This window comes from Labrys okinawensis (genome assembly GCF_002982075.1).
GTDB classification, from domain to species: Bacteria; Pseudomonadota; Alphaproteobacteria; order Rhizobiales; family Labraceae; genus Labrys; species Labrys okinawensis_A.
This window is the reverse complement of sequence record NZ_PUEJ01000002.1, coordinates 240,885-260,890: the sequence shown is the minus strand read 5'-3', so window position 1 is coordinate 260,890 and position 20,006 is coordinate 240,885. Positions and strand designations below refer to the sequence as shown.

General features: G+C 63.7%; 20 protein-coding genes. 7 read left to right on the top strand and 13 right to left on the bottom strand.

Features of this window, described 5'->3' with window-relative positions; genetic code table 11:
- The first annotated feature begins 40 nt into the window (after positions 1 to 40).
- A complete protein-coding gene (locus tag C5L14_RS04765) occupies positions 41 to 613 on the top strand; it encodes an SIS domain-containing protein (RefSeq protein WP_245443251.1) in 573 nt (190 codons plus the stop codon).
- A gap of 5 nt (positions 614 to 618) precedes the next feature.
- Here C5L14_RS04765 and C5L14_RS04760 read toward each other — a convergent pair whose 3' ends face one another.
- The gene (locus C5L14_RS04760) at positions 619 to 2,169 is read right to left on the bottom strand and encodes an ankyrin repeat domain-containing protein (protein WP_105860904.1); all 1,551 of its coding nucleotides are present in this window, start codon (positions 2,167 to 2,169) and stop codon (positions 619 to 621) included.
- A gap of 743 nt (positions 2,170 to 2,912) precedes the next feature.
- Here C5L14_RS04760 and C5L14_RS04755 point away from each other — a divergent pair.
- Positions 2,913 to 3,554 (top strand): alpha/beta hydrolase family protein, encoded by a 642-nt coding sequence (locus tag C5L14_RS04755; RefSeq protein ID WP_105861320.1) that lies wholly within the window; start codon positions 2,913 to 2,915, stop codon positions 3,552 to 3,554.
- 9 nt (positions 3,555 to 3,563) lie between these two features.
- On the opposite strand, the gene C5L14_RS04750 is transcribed toward C5L14_RS04755, so the two are convergent.
- Complete coding sequence (locus tag C5L14_RS04750) at positions 3,564 to 4,364, bottom strand: alpha/beta fold hydrolase (protein WP_105860903.1); 801 nt, start codon at positions 4,362 to 4,364, stop codon at positions 3,564 to 3,566.
- A 102-nt stretch (positions 4,365 to 4,466) separates the two neighbouring features.
- On the opposite strand from C5L14_RS04750, the gene C5L14_RS04745 reads away from it, so the two are divergent.
- A complete protein-coding gene (locus C5L14_RS04745; RefSeq protein ID WP_105860902.1) occupies positions 4,467 to 4,862 on the top strand; it encodes a nuclear transport factor 2 family protein in 396 nt (131 codons plus the stop codon).
- 4 nt (positions 4,863 to 4,866) lie between these two features.
- On the opposite strand, the gene C5L14_RS04740 is transcribed toward C5L14_RS04745, so the two are convergent.
- Positions 4,867 to 5,355, bottom strand: coding sequence for a GFA family protein (locus C5L14_RS04740; RefSeq protein WP_105860901.1), 489 nt, complete (start codon positions 5,353 to 5,355; stop codon positions 4,867 to 4,869).
- A 93-nt stretch (positions 5,356 to 5,448) separates the two neighbouring features.
- On the opposite strand from C5L14_RS04740, the gene C5L14_RS04735 reads away from it, so the two are divergent.
- Entirely contained in the window at positions 5,449 to 5,802 is a 354-nt protein-coding gene (locus C5L14_RS04735; protein WP_105860900.1) for a lysozyme inhibitor LprI family protein, read from the top strand.
- A 111-nt stretch (positions 5,803 to 5,913) separates the two neighbouring features.
- Positions 5,914 to 7,722 carry a translation elongation factor 4 gene (gene lepA / locus C5L14_RS04730; RefSeq protein ID WP_105860899.1) on the top strand — a complete coding sequence of 603 codons (1,809 nt, stop codon included), beginning with the start codon at positions 5,914 to 5,916 and terminating at the stop codon, positions 7,720 to 7,722.
- An 80-nt stretch (positions 7,723 to 7,802) separates the two neighbouring features.
- On the opposite strand, the gene C5L14_RS04725 is transcribed toward lepA, so the two are convergent.
- Positions 7,803 to 8,339: an REP-associated tyrosine transposase gene (locus C5L14_RS04725; RefSeq protein WP_210203206.1), complete on the bottom strand. Its 537-nt coding sequence runs from the start codon at positions 8,337 to 8,339 to the stop codon at positions 7,803 to 7,805.
- A gap of 135 nt (positions 8,340 to 8,474) precedes the next feature.
- Positions 8,475 to 9,143 (bottom strand): sulfite oxidase-like oxidoreductase, encoded by a 669-nt coding sequence (locus C5L14_RS04720; protein WP_105861319.1) that lies wholly within the window; start codon positions 9,141 to 9,143, stop codon positions 8,475 to 8,477.
- Positions 9,144 to 9,231: 88 nt separating this feature from the next.
- Between C5L14_RS04720 and C5L14_RS04715 the strand changes: the two genes are divergently transcribed.
- On the top strand, positions 9,232 to 11,277 hold the full coding sequence (locus C5L14_RS04715) for a M3 family metallopeptidase (protein ID WP_105860897.1): 2,046 nt from the start codon (positions 9,232 to 9,234) through the stop codon (positions 11,275 to 11,277).
- A gap of 78 nt (positions 11,278 to 11,355) precedes the next feature.
- Here C5L14_RS04715 and C5L14_RS04710 read toward each other — a convergent pair whose 3' ends face one another.
- The 6 genes from C5L14_RS04710 to C5L14_RS04685 all read right to left on the bottom strand — a co-directional run bounded on the left by C5L14_RS04710 (position 11,356) and on the right by C5L14_RS04685 (position 17,027).
- Positions 11,356 to 12,279, bottom strand: coding sequence for a GNAT family N-acetyltransferase (locus C5L14_RS04710; RefSeq protein ID WP_428832607.1), 924 nt, complete (start codon positions 12,277 to 12,279; stop codon positions 11,356 to 11,358).
- A gap of 124 nt (positions 12,280 to 12,403) precedes the next feature.
- A complete protein-coding gene (locus C5L14_RS04705; RefSeq protein WP_105860896.1) occupies positions 12,404 to 13,048 on the bottom strand; it encodes a Pr6Pr family membrane protein in 645 nt (214 codons plus the stop codon).
- A gap of 134 nt (positions 13,049 to 13,182) precedes the next feature.
- Positions 13,183 to 13,836, bottom strand: coding sequence for a Pr6Pr family membrane protein (locus tag C5L14_RS04700; protein ID WP_105860895.1), 654 nt, complete (start codon positions 13,834 to 13,836; stop codon positions 13,183 to 13,185).
- A gap of 75 nt (positions 13,837 to 13,911) precedes the next feature.
- Entirely contained in the window at positions 13,912 to 14,250 is a 339-nt protein-coding gene (locus C5L14_RS04695; RefSeq protein WP_105860894.1) for a hypothetical protein, read from the bottom strand.
- Between the two features lie 103 nt (positions 14,251 to 14,353).
- Positions 14,354 to 15,892 carry a YifB family Mg chelatase-like AAA ATPase gene (locus tag C5L14_RS04690; protein ID WP_105860893.1) on the bottom strand — a complete coding sequence of 513 codons (1,539 nt, stop codon included), beginning with the start codon at positions 15,890 to 15,892 and terminating at the stop codon, positions 14,354 to 14,356.
- 286 nt (positions 15,893 to 16,178) lie between these two features.
- Positions 16,179 to 17,027 (bottom strand): nucleotidyltransferase domain-containing protein, encoded by an 849-nt coding sequence (locus C5L14_RS04685; RefSeq protein WP_146126834.1) that lies wholly within the window; start codon positions 17,025 to 17,027, stop codon positions 16,179 to 16,181.
- A 487-nt stretch (positions 17,028 to 17,514) separates the two neighbouring features.
- On the opposite strand from C5L14_RS04685, the gene C5L14_RS04680 reads away from it, so the two are divergent.
- Entirely contained in the window at positions 17,515 to 18,417 is a 903-nt protein-coding gene (locus tag C5L14_RS04680) for an outer membrane protein (protein WP_245443250.1), read from the top strand.
- Between the two features lie 593 nt (positions 18,418 to 19,010).
- Here the strand turns inward: C5L14_RS04680 and C5L14_RS04670 are convergent.
- Together C5L14_RS04670 and C5L14_RS04665 are read right to left on the bottom strand one after the other, a co-directional pair.
- Positions 19,011 to 19,457 carry a RidA family protein gene (locus C5L14_RS04670; protein WP_209431379.1) on the bottom strand — a complete coding sequence of 149 codons (447 nt, stop codon included), beginning with the start codon at positions 19,455 to 19,457 and terminating at the stop codon, positions 19,011 to 19,013.
- 150 nt (positions 19,458 to 19,607) lie between these two features.
- Entirely contained in the window at positions 19,608 to 20,000 is a 393-nt protein-coding gene (locus C5L14_RS04665; protein ID WP_105860890.1) for a response regulator, read from the bottom strand.
- Positions 20,001 to 20,006 lie beyond the last annotated feature (6 nt).

The following is a 20,006-nucleotide window of genomic DNA, read 5'->3' as shown; positions in this document are numbered from 1 at the left end:
AAACTTCGTTCGTTTTCTTAAGCAACAAATTGGACCTGCCATGCCTGCCATGACGGAGACCATTCCCGCCCTTAGCCTGCGCGCGCTCGATGATCTTGCCGCCGTTGTGAAGGCCCTTCCTGCCGAGGCTGCCGACGGCCTGATCGAAGCACTCGCCACGGCGGGGCGCATCGCCATCTACGGCGCGGGCCGCGAGGGACTGCAGATGCGCGGCCTCGCCATGCGCCTGTTCCATCTCGGGCTCGACGTCCATGTCGTCGCCGACATGACCGTGCCGCCGATCGGTCCGGGCGACCTCCTCTTCGTGTCGTCCGGGCCCGGCGCTTCCAATATCGGCGATGCCTTGATCGGCGTAGCCCGCACGGCCGGCGCCAAGGTTGCGGTGGTCACGGCCCAGCCCGAGGCGCGCACGCCCAAGCTCGCCGACATCGTCTTCACCATTCCGGCCCAGACCATGGCGGATGACCGGGGCGGCGAGGTTTCGGTGCTGCCGATGGGCTCGCTATTTGAGACGGCGCAGATGCTGGTGTTCGAGATCATCGTGCTGAAGCTGCGCGATCGTCTCGGCGAAACCGCCGAGACGATGCGGGCGCGTCACACCAATCTGGAGTAACGCCGTCAAGCCGCCGGTGAGGCCTGGTCCTTGAGAAAAGCAGTGACGGCGTCTGAAAAACCATAGCCGTCGAAGGCGGGAAGCGGCACGCCGTGCTCGACCAGGGCCCGTGCGCAGCCGACATAGTCCTGCGGTACGGTGCCGGCGATATCCTCCGCCTGGCTGGCATAGGAGAGCGTGCCGATGACGTTGGCGCCGAAGCCATGCTCGGTGCGCCAGTCGGCTCCCTCCTCCAGGAGCAGGCGCAGCATGGCGGCATCGCCCTGGAACATCGCCTTGTTCAGGGCGGTGGCCGACCATTCATGCTCCTTCACCTCGCGGGGCCAGCCCAAAGCGAGCATGAGACAGACCGCCTCGATCGCGCCGTTTCCGGCCAGCAAAGGCAGGGCCTGCAGCTGCCTTTCGCTGAGGCGGGCGAAAATGTCCGGCTCGTCCGCAAGGATTTCAACCGCGGCCGCCCGGTCTGCCCTCGTGCAGGCGGCGACGAAGGCTTCTTCCTGCGTGAGGTCCTCCTCGACACCCACCGCCTCGAGCATCTCGACCACGTCAGTGCGCCCCTGCTCCTGGGCAAAGCGATAGAGGCTGATCCCACCAGGTCCCTTGGCACGGGGATCGGCGCCGGCGTCCAGCAAGGCCCGGACATGGGCGCTGGAGCGTCCGCGCAGGATGGCATGGTGGATCCAGGCCCGTTCGTTGGCGTCGCCGCCATGGGCGAGCAGCAGCCGGAGCGTGTCGAGCTTGTCGAAATCGAGCACGCGGCCCAGGGCATTGGTGCCGGTGACGCGCGCCCCGGCCGCGAGCAGCAGGCGTGTGCAGGTGTCGCTCGAGTCTTCGACAGAATGATAGAGCGATTCATTGTCGTCGGGGTTGGCGCCGGCCTTGAGCAGCAGCCGGGTCATCGCCTCGTCATGGGTGCGGCCGGCTGCGCCATAGAGCACCGAAAGCGGTGAATCCGGCCAGCGCGGATCCGTCCAGCTGGCGTTGACGTCGGCGCCATGGGCGAGCAGCAGGCGGGCGCAGGCGAGTAGCGGCTCCCTGAAGCCCGGTTCCCGGATCAGGCCGGAGTGGGTGACGCCGATCAGCGGCGGCATGGCGAGGGGGCCGCCGCTGCGGTTCACGAAGGCCGGGTCTTCGGCGATCGAGGCCCGGAGCCGGACCTCGTCGCCGGTAATGCAGGCGAGCCAGGGATCCTGCGCGAACAGGGCCGGCTGTTCGGCGAGGGTGCGGCGCGCCAGCTGACGCTGAACGGCATTGCCCTCCAGCACCCAGGCGAGCCAGGTTCGCAGCCTTTCCGCCGTGGCGCTGCGCGTCCACTCGACATAATGCTTGAGCTCGCTCCAGGACCGGAAGCCGTAGTCGCGCGCGACCACCGACTGCGCGTCGTGCAAGGCGAGTTCCTGGACGGCGAGCGTTGCCGGGTCGACGCCGCGCGCCGAAGGCAGGATCGCGGCGAAATGGCGAAGGGCCTCGGCCTCGCCATTACGGGCCGCGCGCAGGAGCTGCTTGGCCTGGTTCTTGAGATGCGAAAGGGCCGGCGAAGCCGGAAGGGTCTTCATGGTGCCTCCATGTGCGCAGGGCCGAAGACCCGCAATCGGCTGCACAGGGGCAGGTCGTCTGATGTCGATGATGGTGAGGGGGCTGAGCCCTTCCCGCGGGTCCGGTGGCGTCTCGCAGCGCCGAAGCGGAGCTTAGGATGTTTCCAGCCCGGATGGAAGTCCCGCCCAGCCAGGGAGCGGCGGGCCGGCGGCCCGAAGACGACGTCCTGTCCGCAGGGCCGCGGTCTTGCCAGGATTTCGAAGCGTCCTGGCCTGCCCTTCCAGCCGGCAAATATGCAATTCAAACAATTTGAATAATAATTATGGCTCCAAATCGAGCTCCTAAGCCTATTGTTGATTGCCATGACCTTCAGTCTCGATAATATGAAGGTATGAGTGACGGAAGGTAGTTGCGTGTCGACGGCCCGGGCGGGATCGATCAAAGTGTCAACCGTCTCGATCGAACAAGCGGCGTATTGGTAACTGGGCAAGCCGGTGCCAGGCGGAATTGGAGGAAATAATGTCCTGGTTGGTTTGCATCCTCCTATACTGTTCATCTTCCTTGATCATGGCTTCCTTGCTCGGGCAATTGCTGCGGGAGGAGCGCGTATCCTGAATGCAAGAGCATTCGAAGTTTTCTTTCCTTCTCGAAGGCACAAGCCAGCCCGTCTCCACGGCAATTGCATGAATCACCGTGCCGGCCTTTGATGGTGGCAGGGCGCGCCGTCGGCGTGCCGTCACCCGAACAGCCTCCAGGTATCGACATGGCACAGCGCTTCCTCATGGATGGACCCGAGGATGCGGGGATCACCCTCCTGCTCGCGCACGGTGCCGGCGCACCGATGGACTCGGCCGCAATGTCTGCCAGCGCCGGAGCGCTCGCTGCAGCCGGATTGCGGGTTGCCCGGTTTGAATTCGACTATATGGCAGCCCGGCGCCATTCAGGCGCGCGCAAGCCGCCGCCGCGGGCCGAGACGTTGGAAGGCGAATACCGCGCCGCCATCGAGGCCTTGGGGACGGCAGGGCCTCTCGTCATCGGCGGCAAATCGATGGGCGGCCGCGTGGCCAGCATGATCGCCGACGATCTCCATGCCAAGGGCCGCATCGCCGGCCTGCTCTGCCTCGGCTATCCCTTTCATCCCATCGGCAAGCCCGCGCAATTGCGCACCGCTCATCTGGCGGAAATGCGCACACCGGCCTTGATCGCCCAGGGAACGCGCGATCTTTTCGGCACGCGGGAGGAGGTCGCGACCTATGCCCTGTCGCCCCGTATCGAAATTCTCTGGCTGGAGGATGGCGACCACGACCTCAAGCCGCGCAAGGCGGTCTCCGGCTTTTCGGCCGCCGACCATCTTGCGACCCTGGCGGCGGCCGTTTCGGCCTGGGCTTCGCGCCTTAACGCCTGATCGGGCCGGTCAGGAAGGGAGCTTGCCGAGGAAGTCGAGCACCGCCCGGTTGAAAAGCGCTGGCCGCTGCAGCGGTGCGAAGTGGCTCACGCCCGGCAGAATGGTCAGCCTCGCGCCGGGAATGGTGCGGGCGAGATAGGCGGCATGCTCGGGGCGGATGAACTCGTCATGCTCGCCCAGCACGATTTCGACCGGCACATCGATCGCGGCTAGATCGTTCGCGCTATAATTCGGCTGGCTGGCCATCATCTCGCTGACGGCGGCGACGAAAGGCTCGAAACTGTCGGGCGTGGCCGAGAGCGCGGCATAGTCATGGCGGTGCCGGGCAAAGCAGCGATCAAGCGCTTGGCTCGGCTCCATCTCCTTGGTGCCGCTGGGGTCCATGTTACAGGCGAAGAAGAACACGCCTGCCGCACGCTCCGGATGCTCGGAGGCCAGGACCAGGGCGATGCAGGCGCCATCGCTCCAGCCGACGAAGCGGGCCTGGCCGAGGCCGAGCCGATCCATCACGGCCAGCACGTCCGAGGCCATCAGCTCGTACGAATAGGGCCGGTCGTCACGCGTGCTGCGGCCATGGCCGCGGCTGTCGGCCAGCACGACGCGATAGCCGGCGGCTCGCAGGTCCCGCAGCTGGTAGCCCCAATTGCCAGAATGGCCGAGGCCGCCATGCAGGAGGATCACCGGCGGCCCGTCACCATAGGAAGCATGCCAGATGCGGACACCGTCATGATCCAGCCATCCCTCGATGTCACCCTTTGGCAAGGGTGGCGCGCCATGGACGTGAAAATGGCTGAGATCGTCGTCTTCCATATGCCTTGCTCCCGCCAGACCCAAAATCTGATTGCAATATGAAAGCAGATGGCTAAGATGCACTGCTTGTGAAACGCAATCACTCTAACCAGGGAGACGATGATGTCCAGCCTCTCTGCTCATAAGCCCGCCGAGCACGATCCGATCACGGTCGTGCGGAAGGTCTACAAGGCCTATGTCGACGGCAACCGCGCTGCCATCGAGCCGTTGATCGCGCCCGATTTCCATTTCTCCAGCCCACGCGACAACCGGCTCGATCGTGACACCTATTTCCAGCGCTGTTGGCCAAATAGCCAGGCCATCACCGGTTTCGATTTCGTCCATCTGCTCGCCGACGGGGATCGGGTCTTCGTCACCTATGAGGGCCGTGGAAACCAGGGAGGCTTCCGTAATACCGAAGTCCTCACGGTGCGCGGCGGACAGGTGGTCGAGGCAGAGGTCTATTTCGGCTGGTCGCTGCCGCACAGGGCGCCGAAAGGCGGCTCCCTGCCGTCCTGAGGCCTCATTCACTCAGCAGGCCGTGGCGCCTGTGCCATTCCTCCAGCGATTCGGCTGGCCAGGTCTGGCAATGGATATGGCCGGCGCCGCTGGGGACGTCGACCCAGTCAGGCGCATAGGCGAGGGCTGCCTCGACCACCTCGGGCGGCCTGGGGAGCGGGGTGTCGATCGCCGAGGCATGCGGATGGATCAGCTCCGGCCAGCGCGGATCCCACAGCCAGAGCGCGCTGCCGCATTCCCCGCAGAAATTGCGTTCGGCCGGCGAACGCTGGTCGGGCTGTCCTTCCTCGCGCAGGACGGCGTGATAGATGCGCAGATGTTCGCGCCCCTCGACCTTCAGGCTCTTGGCATGGGCACCGAGATTGATGGCATAGCCGCCCGACCCCGCCGTCTTGCGGCAGATCGAGCAATGGCAGTGCATGAAGGGGGCGGGGCTCATCGCCTCGACGCTGAACGTCACGGCGCGGCAATGGCAGGATCCTTTCAGCAGCATGAGCGTTTCCCTAATCTGTTTGGTTCAAACCGATGGCAGGCCATGGGGTTCCAGCCGGCGCCCCGCCGCCATCAAAACCGGAAAGGATGACCCTTGAAAGGCAGATTCCTCATCATCGCCACGGTCGCGCTGCTGTTCCCCTGCGTTGCGCAGGCGGGGGACTACGCACCTCTCGACTGCGCCAAGGCGGCTTCCCCCGCCGAAAAGGCCGTCTGCGGCAACTATGCCCTGGGCCAGGCCGAGGCCCGCATGGCCACGCTCTATGGCATCTCGATGTCCCTGGTGGCCATGGGGCAGCGCGGCAATATCGGAGAGGCCCAGCAGGCCTGGATCAAGACGCGTGAAGCCTGCGGCGCCGATACCGCCTGCCTCGACAAGGTCTATGGCGAGAGGATCGGCGCGCTGGACGAGGTCATCCGCAACATCGCGTCGCACGGCCCGTTCTAGAACAGGGTTTGGCAGGCCAACAGAGCCGGCAGGCCCCGCAAACGGGGCCTCCAGCGGCCTGATGCCCCATTTGCCCTTGGCGCGCTCATCCCTTCCTGCTATTGCGCGCGGATGAGCGAAGAACTGATCGAAAATATCCGGAATTTCTCCATCGTGGCCCATATCGACCACGGCAAGTCCACCCTTGCCGATCGTCTGATCCAGGCCACGGGCACGCTGACCGACCGCGAAATGGTCGAGCAGGTGCTCGATTCCATGGATATCGAGCGTGAGCGCGGCATCACCATCAAGGCGCAGACCGTGCGCCTGAACTACCGCGCCCAGGACGGCAAGGACTACGTCCTCAACCTGATGGACACGCCCGGCCATGTCGACTTCGCCTATGAGGTCTCGCGCTCGCTCGCGGCCTGCGAAGGCTCGCTCCTGGTGGTCGACGCATCCCAGGGGGTCGAGGCGCAGACGCTCGCCAATGTCTATCATGCCATCGACGCCAATCACGAACTGGTGCCGGTGCTCAACAAGATCGACCTGCCGGCGGCTGAGCCCGACCGCATCAAGCAGCAGATCGAGGACGTGATCGGCATCGACGCCTCCGAAGCCGTGCCGATCTCGGCCAAGACGGGCCTCAATATCGATCAGGTGCTGGAAGCCATCGTCACCCGCCTGCCGCCGCCCAAGGGCGACCGCAACGCTCCGCTCAAGGCGCTGCTGGTCGATAGCTGGTACGATGCCTATCTCGGCGTGGTCGTGCTGGTGCGCATCTTCGACGGCACCCTCAAGAAGGGCCAGCGGGTCAAGATGATCGGCACCAATGCCCAGTATGAGGTCGACCGCCTCGGTGTCTTCAGGCCGAAGATGCAGAACATCGCCGAACTCGGCCCGGGCGAGATCGGCTTCATCACCGCCTCGATCAAGGAAGTCGCCGATACCCGCGTCGGCGATACCATCACCGACGACCGCAAGAACAATTCCGTACAGCCGTTGCCGGGCTTCAAGCCGGCGCAGCCGGTGGTCTTCTGCGGCCTCTTCCCGGTCGATGCCGCCAATTTCGAGGATCTGCGCGCCGCCATGGGCAAGCTGCGCCTCAATGACGCCAGCTTCTCCTTCGAGATGGAATCCTCCGCCGCGCTGGGCTTCGGCTTCCGCTGCGGCTTCCTCGGCCTGCTCCATCTGGAAATCATCCAGGAGCGCCTGGAGCGCGAGTTCAATCTCGACCTGATCGCCACCGCCCCCTCGGTGATCTACAAGATCAACATGACCGACGGCTCGCAGATCGAGCTGCATAATCCGGTCGACATGCCGGATGTGGTGAAGATCGCCTCGATCGAGGAGCCCTGGATCCGCGCCACCATCCTGACGCCGGACGATTATCTCGGCTCCATCCTCAAGCTCTGCCAGGAGCGCCGGGGCATCCAGGTCGATCTCAACTATGTCGGCAAGCGTGCCATGGTCCAGTACGACCTGCCGCTGAACGAGGTGGTGTTCGACTTCTACGATCGCCTGAAGTCGGTGTCGAAGGGCTACGCCTCCTTCGATTATCACCTCACGGACTATCGCGAGGGCGATCTCGTCAAGATGCAGATCCTGGTCAATGCCGAGCCGGTGGATGCGCTCTCCATGCTGGTGCACCGCGACCGGGCCGAAAGCCGTGGCCGCGCCATGTGCGAGAAGCTGAAGGACCTGATCCCGCAGCACATGTTCGTCATCCCGATCCAGGCGGCCATCGGCGCCAAGATCATTGCGCGAGAGACCATCCGGGCCCTGCGCAAGGACGTCACCGCCAAGTGCTATGGCGGCGACATCACCCGCAAGCGCAAGCTTCTGGAGAAGCAGAAGGAAGGCAAGAAGAAGATGCGGCAGTTCGGCAAGGTCGACATCCCGCAGGAAGCCTTCATCGCCGCGCTCAAGGTGGACGGCTAGGGGGGCCAACAGTGGTTCCGGGAGGTCTGGCCATCCCTGGGACCGCCAGCATCTTGCTGGCACTCTAAACCTCCATCCAATCAGGATGGAGCAGTGACTTTCGCGTGAAGTGTTGCACTCGAAAAGCGCCAGTCCTCAGCCTTTTTGCACAAACCAGCCTGCACCGTGTTCTGTTCGATATAGTAGCGGGCGGCCTCGAAATGGCGCTCATCACGGATCTTGCGGTCAAAATACTCCCGGAACCAGACCTTCCCCTCCCCTCGCAGAAGCCGATTGACGCTGAGTGCCGTATAGGACTTCCAGGAACCGACTATCGCAGCGTGAGCGTGTTCGCTGATGGGTGTGATCAGGACATGAACGTGGTTGGGCATGATGCACCAGGCATGGAGTCGATATCGATCGCTGTCGAAGAAGAGCAAAGCCGCTTGAACGATGTGCGCGACCTCCGGCGAAGTCAGGAACGATTCGCCATGTCCGCGATCGAGTATGTCTTCCAGGCGCTTGCGTTGTTCGATCCGTGCTTTCTCCTCAGGCATCGCGGCAAGATCGGCTAAAGCCTGTCGAACAACAGATCCGGGCAGGGAATCGGCCAAGCGAAAACAGATCGACTGCGGCACCTCACCAGCCTCCCAGTGTGGAAGATAGCCACGTGAATGCCATTCAGCTTGGCGAGTTGTCATGAAGGCCTAGGTTGGTGACAAGGGCAGAAAGGCCAGCAGGATGCTGGCGGTCCCAGGAAGAGGGAGCACAGCTCACTCGCTATAGCGCTCTTCCCGCCAGGGATCGCCGCGATTGTGATAGCCGCGCACTTCCCAGAAACCCGGCTTGTCGTGGCTCGAGAATTCGATGCGGGTCAACCATTTGGCGCTCTTCCAGAAATAGAGCCGGGGCACCACGAGCCGCACCGGGCCGCCATGGTCCGAGGTCAGCGGCTTGCCCTCCCAGGCATGGGCGATCAGGACGTCCTCGGCGAGAAAATCCTGCATCGAGAGGTTGGTGGTGTAGCCGTCGGCCGAATGCAGCACGACATGGCTCGCCTCCGGCTTGGGGCGGACGATTTTGGCGAGAGCCAAGGCAGGCAGGCCCTCGAAATGATTGTCGTAGCGCGACCAGGTGGTGACGCAGTGGATGTCGCAGACCTGCGTGACCTGGGGCTGCGCCGAGAATTGGGCGAAGTCCCAGACGACCGGATGTTCGACCGCCCCGAAGATGTCGAGCTGCCAGCGCGCCTTGTCGATGCTGGGCTGCAGGCCGAGATCGAGCACCGGCCAGTCCCTGACCAGATGCTGGCCCGGCGGCAGGCGGTCGCTCTCGGGCCGGGAAGGCCGGCCCGTGAGGAACTTGCCGGCCTGGGCCCAGAGCTGCTTGGTGCGGGTGAGCTTGGAATCGGCCGGCGTCGCCGGGTCGTTTTCATCGGCCATGGTGCCCTCCAAAATCAAAAGATAATGCATATTTCGATGGAGGGAAGGTCGGCTGCTATAAGGGCCGTACCCGAATCGAGGCTCTTGCATGTCCGCTGATACCAATCCCCTGCTCGCCCGCTGGTCCGCCGCCTTCGACGCCCCGCCTTTCGCCGAGATCCGCACCGAGCATTATCGCCCGGCCTTCGAGGCGGCGCTGGCCGAGAACAGGGCCGAGATCGATGCGATCGCGGGCAACGCCGCCGAGCCGAGCTTCGACAACACGCTGGCGGCGCTGGAACGATCGGGCCGGACGCTCGACCAGGTCGCCTCGGTGTTCTTCAACCTGGCGGGCTCCGATACCAATGACGAGTTGCAGGCGATCGAGCGCGAGATGGCGCCGGTCCTGTCGCGCCACCATACCGCGATCTATCTGAACGATGCCCTGTTCCGCCGCATCGACACCGTCTTCTCCAGGCGCGGCGAGCTCGGCCTGTCGCCGGAGCAGGCCCGGGTGCTCGACCGCTACCACACCGCCTTCCGCCGGGCCGGCGCCGGCAAGCCGGAAGCGGTCAAGCAACGCCTGGCCGCGATTTCCGAGCGCCTTGCCAGCCTCGGCACCCAGTTCGGGCAGAACGTGCTGAAGGACGAGAAGGCCTGGTCGATGAAGCTCGACGGCGAGGCCGATCTTGCCGGCCTGCCCGATTTCCTGCGCGCCGCCAGCGCCAGCGCGGCCGCAGATCGCGGCGAGAGCGGCCATGTCGTCACGCTGTCGCGTTCGCTGATCGAGCCTTTCCTGCAGTTCTCCGCCCGCCGCGACCTGCGCGAGACGGCGTTCAAGGCCTGGCTGGCCCGTGGCGAAGGCGGCGGCGAGACGGACAATCGTGCCTTGATCGCCGAGATGGTGGCGCTGAGGGCCGAGCGTGCCAAGCTCTTGGGCTACCCGACCTTCGCCCATTATCGGCTCGACGATTCCATGGCTCGCACGCCCGAGGCGGCGCTCGATCTCCTGCGCTCGGTGTGGCAGCCGGCGCGTGCCCAAGCCGAACGCGAGCGCGCAGGCCTCGAAGCCCTTGCGGCCGGTGAAGGCGACAATATCGCGCTTCAGGCCTGGGACTGGCGCTATTATGCCGAGAAGAAGCGCCGCCAGGAATTCGACCTGGACGAGGCCGAGCTCAAGCCCTATCTGCAGCTCGACAAGATCATCGAAGCGGCCTTCGACACGGCCCGGCGCCTGTTCGGCATCACCTTCACCGAGCGCAAGGACGTGCCGGTCTATCATCCCGACGTCAGGGCCTTCGAGGTGACGGATGCGGGCGGCGCAAGCATCGGCCTGTTCTATGGCGACTATTTCGCCCGGCCCTCCAAGCGCAGCGGCGCCTGGATGAGCGCCTTCCGCAGCCAGGAGCGGCTGAACGGCGCCATCAGCCCGATCATCGTCAATGTGATGAATTTCGCCCGCGGAGCGGATGGGCAGCCGACCCTGCTGTCCTTCGATGATGCCCGTACCCTGTTCCACGAGCTCGGCCACGGCCTGCACGGCCTGTTGTCGGACGTGACCTACCCTCTGCTCTCGGGCACCAGCGTGCCGCGCGATTTCGTCGAATTTCCCTCCCAGCTCTACGAGCACTGGCTCGAACAGCCCGAAGTGCTGCAGCGCTATGCCGTGCACTACAAGACGGGCGAGCCGATGCCGAAGGCGCTGCTCGATCGCCTGATCGCCAGCCGCACCTTCAACCAGGGCTTCGCCACCGTGGAATATGTCTCTTCCGCCTTGGTCGATCTGGAAATGCATCTTTTGGCGGAAGCCGAGGGTTTCGACGTCGGCGCCTTCGAAGCCAAGGTGCTGGCCGAGATCGACATGCCCCGGGCCATGGTGATGCGCCACCGCCCGCCGCATTTCCAGCATGTCTTTTCAGGGGAAGGCTACTCCTCGGCCTATTATTCCTATCTCTGGTCGGAGGTGCTCGATGCCGACGGCTTCGACGCCTTCGTCGAAAGCGGCGACATCTTCGATGGCGAGACGGCCCGCCGGCTCAGAGAGTTCGTCTATGCCGCCGGCAACCGGCAGGATGCGGCGCAGGCCTATCGCGACTTCCGCGGCCATGATCCCAAGCCCGAGGCCTTGCTGAAGAAGCGCGGGCTGGCGGCGTAGTGGTGTGCCGGTCTTCAGACCGGCTTTTAACTCTTTGTCGATCGTCTTGGAGATGCCGGCCTGAAGACCGGCACACCACTACGCTGCGTGGCGCTCGGCGCCGGCGCCGAAATGATCGACATAGCGGGCACTGATCTTCTCGACCGGCAGGACCACCAGCACATCGGTGGTGCCGAACTGGTGGTCGACCACCGCACCGTCGCCGAAGGTGGCGCCCAGGCGCAGATAGCCCTTGATCAGCGGCGGCAAGGCATGCAGGGCCCGCTTGACGTCGATGCCCTCCTTGGCGATGCGGTTCATCGAGACATAGCGCTCCGGCACGGCCTTGACGCGCCATTCGCCCTCAGCGGCAGCATGGTGGTGCAGGAAGGCCAGCGGCAGGGCAAGGCGGCTCGGGTCGGTGCCCTCCAGGCTGGCGCAACCCAGCATCACGTCGATCTTGTGGTGCAGCACATAGGTCCAGATGCCGTGCCAGAGCAGTTCCACCGTGCGCTTGTTGCGATAGGCCGGCAGCACGCAGGAGCGGCCGAGTTCGAGGAAGCGGCGGCCGGGGTGGGCCGATATCAGCGGCTCGATGGCGTATTCGGCCGCCGAATAGAAGCCGCCATGGCGTTCGGCCACGTCCTGGCGCAGCAGGCGATAGGTGCCGACGACGCGGCCGCCCGGTTTGCCCAGCTTGGTGGGAGCGTCATGGTCGATGACCAGCAGGTGGTCGCACAGCGTGTCATAGTCGTCGCGGTCACGCCTGGAGATCAGGGACAGCGCATCGGGAATGGCCGCCATCTCCTCGTAGAACACCTGATAGCGCAGCTTCTGCGCCTTCTTCACGTCCCTTGCGGTCTCAGCCAGCCGCACTTCCAGGGAACCGATGCGTCCGAGAGTCATCGGCAAACCGATATTCTCGATGCGGCGCTGGCGCAAGGCGGGCTTCAGCCTCCGGCGCGGCGCCAAGGGCACGATGCCGGCCGGCAGCTTGCTGCCCCAGCCGCGCGGATTGATCATTGCAAACAAGCCTTTCGGCGTCGTGCTCGGCATATGGCGCCCCTGCCCAAATCCCCATCCAAGAAGCATCATCACAATTTTCGTACGGATTTGTGACAACTGGCCGCAGTATCGTCTTACCCGGTCACGTGCTCCTTGCCGGCGCCATGGCGCGGTCGATCGCCACCACGATCATTCCCAGCACCAGGAAGCCCGCCAGGATGAGCGCTCCATTGGCAAGCGCGCGGCCATAGCCGAGAACCGAAACGTCACCGAAGGGATAGAGATAGCGGCCGCTCAGCGCGCCGTAGAGCAGCGAATAGGCGACATAAAGCAGAGGGTAGAGCATCCACGCCACGGGATCGCGCCAGCGCAATTGCCCCTTCGGCACGAAGAGGAGCCAATAGAGCACGAAAAGCACCGGCACGACGCGATGCAGGGTGTCGTCCGCCAGGCGATCCAGGCCATGAGTCTCGCGCAGCCCGGTGAGGAGGGCAGCGAAGATCGCGCCGACCACGAAGATGTAGATGGCCGCGGCGGCCCGGGTCCCCGCCCGGGTCAGCAAGCCGTTCCGCTCCCCGAGAAGGGCACTGGCGCCGGCCACGATCGCCACCAGCGTGTTGGTGAGGACGGTGAAATAGCTGAAGACGAGGACGACGCCGTCGAGAGCGCTGCGTCCCTGCGCCTGCACGCTCTCGACGCCCAGCAGCACCTGCAGCACTACGGCGCCGCCGGCAAGGAGGGCGATCATCCCGGCGAAGAGACGGCCGAGCCTTGGATTGCCTGTCACGCCGCACCTCTTTCCAGCCGGAAGCGGGCCGGTGCTGTCGGTTCCTGTTGCCGCATCGTTTTTCCCGAAAACCGGCGCCCCTTTTTCGGACGGTACTCCGGCAGAAGGAGGTGCCATCATGATACCTCTGACGGTCAGGAGCGCAACTGGACGGCAGACCTCGCCAGGGCGCGATCGATCGCCACCAGCACCAATCCGACGAGATAGAAGGCAAGGAGGATGAGGGCGGCATTGCCGAGGGCCCGGGGATAGCCGAGCACCGGCACGTTGGAGAAGGGGTAGAGATAGCGGCCCGTCAGCGCGCCATAGACCAGGGAGTAGACGACGTAGAGTGCCGGGAAGATCAGCCAGGCCAACGGATCGCGCCACGCCAGATGACCCTTCGGCACGAAGAGAAGCCAATAAAGCGTGAAGAGCACCGGCACCACCCGGTGCAGAGCGATGTCGACGGGGACGGCAAGGCCCGTCAGCTGCCGCAATCCGGCGAGAAGCACGGCATAGATCACGCCGACGATGATGATGTAGACGGTGACCGCCGCCCGGGTCGACGGTTTGGTCAGGAAGCCTGCTGCCTCGCCGCGCAGGGCGCAGGCGGTGGCGACCACGGCCAGGATCACATTGGTCTGCAACGTGAAATAGCTGAACACGGTGACGAGGCCGTCCAGCGCCGTGCGGCCCCTCGCCATCACCGCTCCGACCACGATCCAGGCGCGCAGGGCCACGGCGAGCCAGGCGGTGATGGCGATCAGCGCCACGAAAAGGCGTCCGGTTGCCTGGCTGCCCGTCATGAATCACCTCGATCGCTGCTGCGGCTGGCAGCTCAGTCTAAGCCGCATCGGCCGAGGCTGGCCAGCCCGCTGCGATCAATAGGGATCGCTGCGCTCGAGGATCTCCTGGCCCATCAGCACGCAGTCGCCGGGGATCTGGGCATAGATCAGGCGCATGCGGTAATTGCCCTTGTAGATCGAGCCCTCGACCTCGATCACGTCGAACCGACCCTTGCCGGCCAGGGCGCCCACGGTGCCGACCGCCTTGACGCTGCCGGGGTCGACCGTGGCGCGGTCGTCATTGTCGGAATGGAAGGCGAGCAGCTTCTGGGCCTGCTTCACGGCGGCATCGGCGCAGCGAGGGCGCGGAGCGGCCTGGGCGGCAACGGTGCCGGCGAGCAAGGCGAGGCAGGCGAGAAAGACGGGATGGCGCATGAAATATCTCGGGTGAACTCGGCTGGGTACCTGCAGATAGCGGCTTCGCGGCCGCGAAGCCAGCCTGTCGCTGCCCTCGATGCCGCAGTGGTGAAGGTCGGACCTATGCCAGCACCGTGGCCCTGTCCGTCCGCGCCCGGTAGCTGAGCGCCTCGGCGATGTGGATGCGGCCGACATCGGCCTCGCCGTCGAGATCGGCCAAAGTACGCGAGACCCTGAGCACGCGGTGGAAGCCGCGGGCCGACAGGCGCATGGCTTCCGAGGCGTCGCGCAAGAGTTTGGTCGCCGCGGCATCGGGGCGGGTGACCTCCTCGACCACACTGACCGGCACGCTGGCATTGGTGGAGCCGTCGGGCAGGCCGAGCGCGCGATAACGCTGGGCGGCGCGGTCCCGGGCCTCGGCCACCCGGGCCGCGACCTCGGCCGAACCCTCGGCGGGCGGCGGCAGGATGAGGTCGGCGGCCGAGACAGCCGGCACCTCGACGACGATGTCGATGCGGTCGAGCAGCGGGCCGGAGATGCGGGCCTGGTAGTCGGCGGCGCAGCGCTCCACCGGCCCGCGCCGGCAGGCGAAGCCGGGATCGTTGGCCTTGCCGCAGCGGCAGGGGTTCATTGCCGCCACGAGCTGGATCCGCGCCGGATAGGCGACGCGGGCATTGGCCCTGGCGATCACCGCCTCGCCCGATTCCAGCGGCTGGCGCAGGGCATCGAGGGTCTGCGGCGCGAATTCCGGCATCTCGTCCAGGAAGAGCACGCCGTGATGGGAGAGCGAGACTTCGCCCGGCCGGGCATGGATGCCGCCGCCGATCAAGGCTGCCATCGAGGCCGAATGGTGCGGGGCGCGGAAGGGCCGCCGGCTGGTGAGCTCGCCGCCGGCGAGCTGGCCGGCCACCGAATGGATCATCGAGATCTCCAGGAGCTCGGCGGGCATCAGCGGCGGCAGGATCGAGGGGAGCCTGGCCGCCAGCATCGATTTGCCGGAGCCGGCCGGACCGATCATCAGGAGATTATGCGCGCCGGCCGCCGCCACCTCCAGCGCACGCTTGGCGGTCTCCTGGCCCTTGATGTCCTTGAGGTCGGGCAGGGCGGCCGGCGCGGCGGCGATGCGCGGCTGCGGGCGGGAGAGCAATTGCGTGCCCTTGAAATGATTGACGAGCTGGATCAGCGAGCGCGGCGCGAGAATGTCCATCTCGGGGCTCGCCCAGGCCGCTTCCGGCCCGCAGGCGGCCGGGCAGATCAGGCCGAGCCCGCGGCCGTTGGCCGCGACGGCCGATGGCAGCACGCCGGCGACCTTGGTGATGGTGCCGTCGAGGCCGAGCTCGCCCAGCACGCAATAGCCCTCCAGCGCATCATGCGGAATGGCGCCGATGGCCGCCATCACCCCGAGGGCGATGGGCAGGTCGAAATGCGAGCCTTCCTTGGGCAGGTCGGCCGGGGCGAGATTGACGGTGATGCGCTTGGCCGGCAGGGCCAGGCCGGCCGCGGTCAGGGCGGCGCGCACCCTTTCGCGCGCCTCCGACACCGCCTTGTCCGGCAGGCCGACGATGGTGAACACCACCGAACCGGTCATGATCTGGACCTGCACGTCGACCTGGCGCGCTTCCACGCCCTCGAATGCCACCGTCGCGACGCGCGATACCATCTCGTTTCCCCGTCAGCCTGCCCGACGATAGCGAGGAAGCGCGGCATCGCCAAGCGGAAATGAGAACAAAGCGTGATTCTGGGGACGCGTAGCCCCATGGCGATCGCGGCAGCCGCCCGGCGGGGAATCGGGCGGCCATTTTTGTCTGCGGAACCGCTCTCACCAGGCGCCCGGGGCAATCGTCACGGGGCGGCAGTCGTGCGGCAATGCTCCTGGGTGGAATGGTCCGGATCGCGTGCACAGCTGCTGCGATCGGCGAGGCGCAATTCGCGCACCAGCAGCGAAACTACGGACAAACGTCGGCGCTATTGTCTCGTCTCGTGTCATGCAGTTCAACGCGGGTTTGGCAGGTTACGTTCCGGATGAAGTCGCGAAGAAGTTCAGGCATTGCTTTTGTTGGCTGCGACGGCGGATCATCGGACCTCAGGTCCATATAGATGTCGATGGATGCCTCGATGGCCCTCTGAACGGACGAGGGGTTGTTCTCGGCTATGGTTGCAGGAAGTCGCCCGTGTTTGTCCAATCCGAGCGCTTCGAGGCGTCTCACACCCCGCTGGTTTTTGCCTGCGCGGCGATACAATAACGGCCCTAAAACCTGCTCGCGGAAGAAGGCAAGCATACCAATTGCCTCGTAAAGTTCGCCGCGAGCAAGTTTGGTGGCCGCATAGTGCAGCCAGATCCAGGTCCGCGTTTCGAACCACTCCGAGGGATGATTGGGCCATGCTACCGTCCCGGCTTGAACACGGGCCTCGATGTCCGCCGGTTCCCTGGCAAACAAGATTGCCCGCCTCTCGATCTGATGATCGAGATCAGATTTCAAAACAAATTTCAGGTCGACATGCAGAAGCGGGGGGCCATAGAGGCAGATGAGAAGACGCGGCTCGCCGACGTGCTCGCCCGTGAAGGCGTTGACAAGATCAGGCAGGGCGTTGGCGAAGGCCAGTCGCGTCGCCATGACGTCCGCATAACTTTCGTCGTTGACTACAATGACGAAGTCCAGGTCGGAATGCTCATCGAGGCCGCCATGAATGTACGATCCTCCTATCAGAAGGGCGCTTAGTCGATTGTCGGACGCTACCGCATTGCGGACGCGTTCGAGGTAGTTCGCATGAGTTTGAGGAAGATTGCTGGGCATCTGTTTCTCCTTGCCAGCACCTCAGGATAGAACAGGCGGCGCGCCTATCACAACTCGCTTTTCGAGCTGGGATCGATCGCTTTACGATGGCGAACGCGCCATTGGGTCGAAAGACGACAAACGGGATCGTGCAGCTCTGTGTGCTGTTGGCGCATTGTTGCGGTCAATTCTGCAGCCGTAGCTTTCGGAGCGGTCCGCCGCGCTGCTCCACATTCAGTCGCAGCTATTTCGATCGGCGAGTCGCAATTTATTCGATCGAGTCGCATCTATTTCGAGAAATGACATCTGGATTGTTGTCGTTGGCCGCAACGGGACGGTTCCCGGCTTTCGCCATTCGTACCTCTCAATGGATGTGGAAAAAAATCACGAGGCCCTATCCGGGCTCTTCATTCTTGGCCGGGGGCTCTCCTCATGAGTGAGGCGCGACATACTGAAGTTATATTGTTCAATTGCAGATTAATTGAAGTTTTTTTGAATATCCTCTTATGTGAAGGCGCTTTTCTCTGAGGACTTCGGCTGTTCAAGTTTTGTTACAGAGAATTTTTTCGAACTGTTGCGCGTTGGCAACATGATTCCTATGAAATCGAGGCTACTGATAAGGAAAGTTCATATTTGGAATCTTGCTATGCGTAAGTTTCTCATTGCCGCTTCCTCGTTTTTTTGTCTCACCGGCGCAGCTATGGCCGCCGATCTTGCCCCGGCTGCTGTTGAGCCGCTTGCACCGGTAGCAGTTCCGTTCAGTTGGACGGGTTTTTATGTGGGCGCCAATGCCGGGTATGGCTGGAATAACGATGACGCTACCCTGGATGGCCTCGGCGGTCCCGAGTGGGACCCTTACTATTTGGATGCGCTCGGCAAGAAAGACCTGTCAGTAGACGGCTTTGTTGGCGGCGCTCAAGCCGGATACAATCGCCAGATTGGCCAGTTTGTCGTCGGCGTCGAAGCAGACTTCAACTATTCCGACATGACGGATAAATCCACGATGCGGAATCCAAACGGACGTGCCGGTGCCTACACCTATCGTCAGTCGTCCTCCATCAAGTGGTTTGGAACCGTCCGCACACGTGTCGGTTACGCGTTCGATCGCTTCCTGCCATACGTCACCGGCGGTCTATCTTACGGCAAAGTCGACGTCGCACACGACGAGCAATTCTTCGGCACGCGCTACGCGGGCTCTGCCAGCACGACAAAAGCAGGCTGGACTCTTGGCGCGGGCCTTGAATATGCGGTAACGGACGCCTGGACGGTCAAGGCCGAGTATCTCTATTTTGACCTCGGTGAGGTGAAGAGTATCGCCCTCCCTTCCCCCGCCAACCCACCATTTTCTCAGCGGTATTCTCAGGATGTTACCGGGCAGATTGTGCGCCTCGGGGTCAACTACAAGTTCTGATCGCATAGCTGACGCTCCCGCCGGCCGGCGGGGAGACCGCTACCGCCGAACATAAATTCACGAGACAGCGACGGATTCGACTGCACACCACGTTGAAGGTAGTTGAGGGAGCGAACCGCTGCCCTCGCGTGTGTACACGATCATGGAGTGTTGCGTTGATCCGATCGATAGCCATATCCGCCGCCTTCCTGGGCGGCCTTTTACTGACGAGCTGCGCCCCGCCAGTCGCGCGGACGGTGGTCGTGGGAGCTCCCGTAGGCTGCGGCCCAGGCTGGCGCCCGAACATCTGGGGGCGCTGCGTGCCCAATACGCCAGTCTATTATCCGTACCGGCGGCCAGTTTACCTCGGATACGGTGGATATCGCCGGTACAGCTGGTAGCATTTCAGGCCCGGCCGATACTTCCCCCGATCAGACGGCCGGGACATTGTCGCAAAGCGCTGCGCTAACAGGGAGACGAACGCCCTATCCCCGATGGCCTGTTGGGTGCAATATAGTCAATTCATCTGACAGAGCCAAATTGCGCCAGACCATTACCCTCAACGTAAACCCCTACCTCTCTGAACGGGAGACACGGAGAAAATGGCCCGCAGATCAGACCACAACGGCGATGCCTTCGATCTCGATCAAGAAGTCTTCGCCGTAGAGCTTTGACACCTCAACCAGAGTGACAGCAGGCGCTGCCGGAGGTGTCGTCGTGGCGAAGAAACGGTTGCGGCTCTCGCGATATGCGCCGAGATTACCCATGTCGCGGAGAAAGACTGTCATTTTTACAAGGTGGCTTGCGTCGCAGCCGACAGCCTGAAGGGCTGCATTCAAATTGCGAAAAACCTGATTAGCTTGGGCGATGAAGTCGCCTTTGCCAACCAATACGCCGTCTCGGTCGAGCGCAGTCTGACCCGCTATGAAGATCAATCGGCTCGCCTTGACATCTACCACCTGCGAATAGCCCGATGGTGCCCCCAGGTCCGGCGGGTTTAGACGATGGATTGCGCTTCCTTTATCAATGGTCACAAACCCTCGCATTTTTTGATAGCTCACCGGATTGTCAGCTAGCGTACGATTTCGCCCCCCTTCCTGTAAACGCCCCGGACTAGCCGAACGGGGCGCTCTACTGGACCCTCGACAAACAGCAGTGAGTGTGATCGCTTCTCCCATTGAGTCGCAGCTATTTCGTCCCGCGAGTCGCAATTAATCCGGCCGAGTCGCTTTCAATTCGAGAAATGGCGGTGAATGCTGCAGTTGCGCCAGCACGGCCAGGAGGCGATGTTCGCGTGTCGGCTTGCCCACATTGGGGGCACCAGCCAGAACATCCCCGCCGATTTTTTCGGGCTTTTCATATGCACTCGCCAGGATGAAGGGTATACCTCGCGCTTTCAAGGTTTCTGCAACCGGCGTGACGAGTTCGCGCCCAAGATTGACGTCGAGGAGCGCGACCAAGGGCAACTCTTCCTCCAACAGGCGTAGCGCATCTCGCACGGTGGCCACGGGGCCCATAACGCGCCACCCGTGGCGCTGGAGCAGGAGCTCCAGGTCCAATGCGATCAGGAACTCATCCTCGACGATTAGAATGGTCTTCTGCAAGCGATC